General features: G+C 40.2%; 5 protein-coding genes. 2 read left to right on the top strand and 3 right to left on the bottom strand.

The genetic code is table 11. The features are described from left to right. Positions 1-65: 65 nt before the first annotated feature. Positions 66-1,022 (bottom strand): methylenetetrahydrofolate reductase, encoded by a 957-nt coding sequence (locus tag AN392_RS14125; RefSeq protein WP_008110265.1) that lies wholly within the window; start codon positions 1,020-1,022, stop codon positions 66-68. Positions 1,023-1,270: 248 nt separating this feature from the next. On the opposite strand from AN392_RS14125, the gene AN392_RS14120 reads away from it, so the two are divergent. Beyond that, positions 1,271-4,153: a pitrilysin family protein gene (locus tag AN392_RS14120; RefSeq protein ID WP_055013076.1), complete on the top strand. Its 2,883-nt coding sequence runs from the start codon at positions 1,271-1,273 to the stop codon at positions 4,151-4,153. Positions 4,154-4,228: 75 nt separating this feature from the next. On the opposite strand, the gene AN392_RS14115 is transcribed toward AN392_RS14120, so the two are convergent. Together AN392_RS14115 and AN392_RS14110 are read right to left on the bottom strand one after the other, a co-directional pair. Then, positions 4,229-4,543, bottom strand: a complete 315-nt coding sequence (locus AN392_RS14115; RefSeq protein WP_013465706.1) for a helix-turn-helix transcriptional regulator — start codon at positions 4,541-4,543, stop codon at positions 4,229-4,231. A gap of 1 nt (position 4,544) precedes the next feature. Next, positions 4,545-4,952: a hypothetical protein gene (locus AN392_RS14110; RefSeq protein ID WP_055013075.1), complete on the bottom strand. Its 408-nt coding sequence runs from the start codon at positions 4,950-4,952 to the stop codon at positions 4,545-4,547. Between the two features lie 316 nt (positions 4,953-5,268). Between AN392_RS14110 and cysE the strand changes: the two genes are divergently transcribed. Further along, on the top strand, positions 5,269-6,087 hold the full coding sequence (gene cysE, locus AN392_RS14105) for a serine O-acetyltransferase (RefSeq protein ID WP_010387694.1): 819 nt from the start codon (positions 5,269-5,271) through the stop codon (positions 6,085-6,087). The last annotated feature ends 12 nt before the right edge of the window (positions 6,088-6,099 follow it).

Here is a 6,099-nt window from a genome sequence, read left to right as displayed (position 1 = left end):
ACCCCGAACCCCGAACCCCGAACCCCGAACCCCGAACCCCGAACCCCGAACCCCGAACCCCGCAATTAAGCTATTAGTTTCTCCGCAAGGTTGAGTTCCATTGTTGCTTTTAATAAACGGTATAAGTTAATTGATGCGTCTATTTCTTCTTTACGGTTGGTTAAGCTTTCAATATTTAAACCCAGCGGCACACCTAAGTGCGCACAGCTTTTTAAAATCGAGTCGAGGTTTTCGCGACAAATACGCACCGATTCGCTTAATGTATTTTCCGAATCAAGCATGCGCCATTTAGTTGCCTCTGGCACTGAGATACCTAGCCACTGCATAAACTCTAAGGTTTTTTCACCACCACAAGGCGTAAAGGTTAATATAATCCGATTAGGTGTCAGGCCTTGTGCTTTGCATGTGCGCGCATAACTGGTTATTAAATCTATGGTTGCTTGTGCGTTGTAAACGGCTTGAGAGATAAAAAACTGGCACCCTTGTGCTGTTTTTTCTATTAAGCGTTGGTGCTCGTTGCGCTTATTGGCATGGCGTTCAGCAATGGTTACGCCACCTAAAAAGAAGTCTTCAGACTGCTCTGCCAGAGTTTTGTAGGCATTCGGTAAGCTCAGCTTTATATCACCGGCTGATGATGGGCTGCCCACTAACACCACGTTTTTTAAATCGTAGTCATTTTTAGTTTCATCTAACCACGCTTTAAACTCACTCACACCGCGCTGAGCTACACTTTTATAAGTAATTACATCAAGATCAGATAAGCCTCGTAAAAGTTGACTGTACTCGCGCGGATCAACTGTTTGCTTAAATGCAAATGGACGCGCTTGCTCTGTACGACTGCTTTCATCTTGAATGTCATAAATAATCACACCGTCATATTCAATTTCGTGTAAACGGCCTAATAACTTTTCGGCAATGACTTTTAATTGCGCTTTATCAGTCCCAATTTTTGGCGGTGTTGTGCCAATTAGGTAAACACCTTGGTTGGTGTCCTGTATTTTTTCTTGAAGTGATAAAGCCATAATCCTCATTCCAGCTTAATTTGTGATGATGGATTTAATATAGCAGCCATTTAGACGTCTAGATAGATTTATTTATTGAAAGTTTCTCAACTAACGTGAATTATTTTCATAGTTAAATCTGAAAAGAGTAAATAACTGACACAGTTGTTTACATAATTAATAGGCTTAGGGCTCTTATATTTAATTACTTTACGGCATACTTAGTTTGGTAAATGTTTTAAAATTGCTCAATTTAAAAAGGGATAACAATGAAATTTAAATTATTGGCAACTAGCCTAGCGGTATCGCTGGCCTTAACAGGTTGTGCTATGCAGCAAAGTCAAAACACGCAAACAGCAGCCCAACAAGAACAAGTTAATAAAGCAGATGAGCGTGTTTTTTCACAAGATTACCTAATAGAAGAGCTAGATAACGGCCTACGTGTGATGGTAGTTAAAACCGATTACCCAGATGTAGTATCGCTACAAATACCTGTATCTGTTGGCTCGCGTAATGAAGTGGAAGCAGGTAAAACTGGTTTTGCTCACTTTTTTGAACATATGATGTTTAAAGGCTCTGAAAAGTTTCCGCAAGATGTGTATTCAGATATTTTAAAAAATTCAGGGGTTGATAACCGCGCCTATACAACTAACGATTACACTAACTACCACTTAAATTTTTCAAAGCAGCATCTTGATAAAGTACTTGAGATTGAAGCTGATATTTTTCAAAACCTAAGCTACACCGAAGAACAATTTAGAACGGAAGCGCTAACGGTTAAAGGCGAGTACTTAAAAAATAACGCCAGTCCAATTCGTAAATTATTAAGTGCGGTACGCCAAGAAGCGTTCGAAAAACATACCTATAAACACACTACAATGGGCTTTTTTGAAGACATTGAAGCTATGCCAGATCAAATGGCCTACGGTAAAGAATTTTTTGATAAGTTTTATAAGCCTGAATATGTATCGCTTGTGATTGTTGGTGATGTTGATCCAAAAGAGACCATGGCGATGGTTAAAAAACACTGGGGTAACTGGCAAAAAGGCGACTATGTTGCTGATATTCCTAAAGAGCCAACTCAGCAAGCGCTAAAATATGTGCATGAGCAAAACGAGGGATTACCTGGCCATTGGTTACTTGTGTCGTATAAAGGGGCCGCATGGGAGCCACAGAAAAAAGACAGAGCCGCATTAGATTTACTCTCGCAGCTTTATTTTTCTAGCAATTCAGATATTTACCAAGAGCTGGTAGTAGAAAAGCAAATTGCGAGTCAAATGTTTACCTATAACCCAGAGACAAAAGATCCAGGGTTACTGCATGTATTTGTAAAAGTTGAAAATGCCGATGATTTAGCCACAGTGCGTGATGCCATTAACCGTACGTATGCCAAAGCGCGTACTGAGTTGGTGGATAGCCAAAAACTCAGCGATTTAAAGTCTAACCTTAAATACAGTTTTATAAATGGTTTAGATTCATCGCAGTCGATTGCCTCTACACTTGCCAGCTATATGCATTTTGAGCGCGATCCTGAGGTGATTAATCAGTTGTATAAATCGGCAGACAATATCACTAGCGAAGATATTAGAGCCGTTGCAAATAAGTATTTTGTTGATAATGCCCGCACCACAGTTACTATGTCGGCACTTGATAAAGCCCCTGGTTTTGAACAAGAAAGCGACTTAGATGCCTTGGTAGCTAAGTATCAGCAAGCACCGAGTAAGCCTATCTTTAAAGTGCTGGATAAAACTAATAGCTCGCCGTTAATCGATATTAACTTATTATTTAATACCGGTGCGGCTGCCGATCCGCAGGGTAAAAAAGGCGTGGCGGCTTTAACTGCCGCAATGCTAGCGCAAGGTGGCTCAACGTCAATGAGTTACAAAGAAATCAAAAAAGCAATGTACCCGCTTGCGGGTAGTTTTGGTTATCAAATAGATAAAGAAATGCTGTCGTTCCAAGGGCGTATCCATAAAGATAATGCAGCCCAGTGGTATGCTTTAGTGAGTGAGCAGCTTCTAAACCCAGGCTTTAGAGAAGATGACTTAAAACGTCTGAAAAAAGAAATGATCGATGGCATTAAATCGGGCTTAAAAGCTTCTAATGATGAAGAGTTGGGTAAAGAAGTGCTCTACAGTGTGCTTTATAAGGGGCACCCTTATGAAAGCTATAACTACGGTGACTTATCAGATTTAGAAGCGCTGACCCTTGATGATGTTAAAGCGTTTTATAATGCTGAACTTACACAAGCTAAACTTACTGTGGGTTTAATTGGTGCAGTCCCTGAAAAACTCAAAGCACAGATGTTAACTGACTTAGCGACGCTCCCTAAAGGTGAGCAAAGCCGCTTAACAATCCCTGATGCGCCAGAGCTTAAAGGTCATCATGCAACGATTGTTGAAAAGTCAGCGCAATCAACAGCTGTATCGTTTGGCTTTCCTATTGATACCATTCGTAGCAGCGAAGACTGGACCGCCCTGTGGTTAGTGCGCTCGTACTTTGGTGAGCATCGTAGTTCTAACAGTTACTTGTACGAACGTATTCGTCAAACGCGTGGTATGAACTATGGTGATTACGCCTACATTGAATACTTCCCTAGAGGTATGTTTCAAACTAAACCGGATGCAAACTTAGGGCGCTCTGAGCAAATATTCCAAGTGTGGCTGCGTCCACTGCGCTCAAACAACGATGCGCATTTTGCAACCCGTACCGCATTATTTGAGCTAGATAAGCTAATTAAAAATGGTATGACTGAGGCAGATTTTGAAGCTACACGTAACTTTTTAATTAACTTTGTGCCACAAATGGTTGCTAGTCAAAATCGCCAGTTAGGTTATGCGCTAGATAGCGAGTTTTATAACACCGATAGTTTTGTAAACTACGTAACAAACAAGCTTAAAACATTGACTGTTGACGATGTAAATCGAGTGATTAAAGACAATCTACAAACCGAGAATATTCACTATGTGTTTGTTACCGGTGATGGTGAAGATATGCAAAAACGTTTAGCAACTATGCAAACCTCGCCTATGGTGTATAACACCGATAAGCCTGCCGAGTTAGTGGCTGAAGATAAGGTAATTGCTGATTATAAACTGGCAATTCCTGCAAAAAATATTGAAGTAGTAAAGGTGGATAAAGTATTTCAATAATTTAAGTTTTTAAGTATTAAAAAATGCCCCTGTGCCGTAAGCATTGGGGCATTTTTATATTTTAGGTTTTAAATACTAGTTACTTACTAAAAGTACTGAGGCTGCACCAAGAGCAAAACTAATAACAGAGCTAATAATCAAACCTGCAATAAAACTTTTAGATGGACTGTTATTGGCATCATTTTGGTTGTTTTCATCAAGCTTAATAAGCTCACCTTGGCGTACTTCAAATACCGCACATAAGGCCATGGTGGTTTCTTTTGAGGCTGCACCTTCTTTTTCTACTCGTTGAATGGTTCGTAAGCTTACATCGCAGGCATCGGCAAGCTGTTGTTGTGTCCAATCGAATGTGTGCCTGAGCGACTTTACCGTTGTAGGGTTTAATTGCATGTTAAAGTTTCCCTACAAATAGTTCCATTACTGCTGCAGTGGTATAGCCAAATACTGCACCACCTAATGCACAGCCTAGAATAAATAAAGCCGCTTTTTTAGGATCGCTAGGAAGACTACTTTGAACTTGCTTAGCAAGCACTTCTTGATCTTTGTAAAGAGTGCATTCAAGTCGCCCTGTCAGTATATTGAGCATGTCAAACTTCACTTGGTACTGCGAGTTTTCAAAATCAAATGTGTGTGAGCTTTTTATATTAACACTGCGTCTACTGCTAACTAAGTCATCGTTAATATAGACTTCTTCTTTACCTGTAAAGTAGCTTCCAAAACAGGCTATTTGGTTATCGCCATCTTGAAAGTAAAATTTATAGCCTAATTTTTTTGTATTTAATATGTCGTTTTTCATCATCGTTATCCTTGTTGAGTTGATGATGCTAATTTAGCGTTTGTTATTATTTTTTACGCCGTCAGCAGTACGCCAGTGGCTATTTTGGCACATGACACACGTGCTGTCATATGTTGTTATTTACTGATTTTTATTAACTTATTTTATTTTTGCACAAATGGTTAAACCTGCCTAGCTGTCATATAGTATGGCTTTGAAAAAGTAATCTAAACCCTAGTTATATCTAATAACTAGAACAAATAACGAAGGGATTAACACCTAGGCGGCTAAATCCGTTAGAATTGGCGGTAGGCTCTTTGTACTAACTTAAGGCATTATTATGCGTCATGAAATTTGGCAACAGCTTCGTAGTGAAGCAAATGAAGTAGTAACTCGTGAACCCCTTTTAGCGAGCCATGTGTATTCGTGTATTTTAAATCATGAGTGCTTAGGGTCGGCATTGAGTTTTATTGTTGCTAATAAACTAGCTGATGCTGTGGTTTCTGCTTTTACAATCCGTGAGTTATTTGACCAAGCTTTTGTAAAGTGTGACCGCATGCTGACACATGTTGCTCATGATATTAAAGCAGTAAAAGATCGTGACCCTGCAGCCGAAACCTACCTTACTGTGATTTTAAATTTAAAAGGGTTTCATGCGATACAAGCGCATCGCTTAGCTAACTGCTTATGGCAACAAAACCGTAAAGAGCTTGCACGCTTTATTCAAAGCCGTACCTCAGAGGTGTTTGGGGTTGATATTCACCCTGCCTGTAAAGTAGGCCAAGGCATCATGTTTGACCATGCCACTGGTATTGTTATTGGTGAAACCGCCGTAATTGAAGATAACGTATCTATATTACAATCGGTTACATTAGGTGGTACGGGTAACGAGCAAGGCGATCGCCATCCTAAAATTAGAGCGGGCGTACTTATTGGTGCGGGTGCTAAAGTGTTGGGTAATATTGAAGTGGGCGAGGGCGCACGTATTGGCGCAGGTTCAGTGGTATTAAGCCCTGTACCACCTCACACAACTGCTGTTGGCGTACCTGCAAAAATTATTGGTCGTCCTGATTGTGAGTGCCCGGCAGAAAGTATGAACCAAAACTTTTTAGAATACCCCGAGCCAGAAAACGAATCGCACACCAGTGCAATGCTTTAATTTTTGAGTACC

This window comes from Pseudoalteromonas sp. P1-16-1b (assembly GCF_001401785.1).
GTDB lineage: Bacteria > Pseudomonadota > Gammaproteobacteria > Enterobacterales > Alteromonadaceae > Pseudoalteromonas > Pseudoalteromonas undina.
This window is presented reverse-complemented; position numbering and strand designations above follow the sequence as displayed.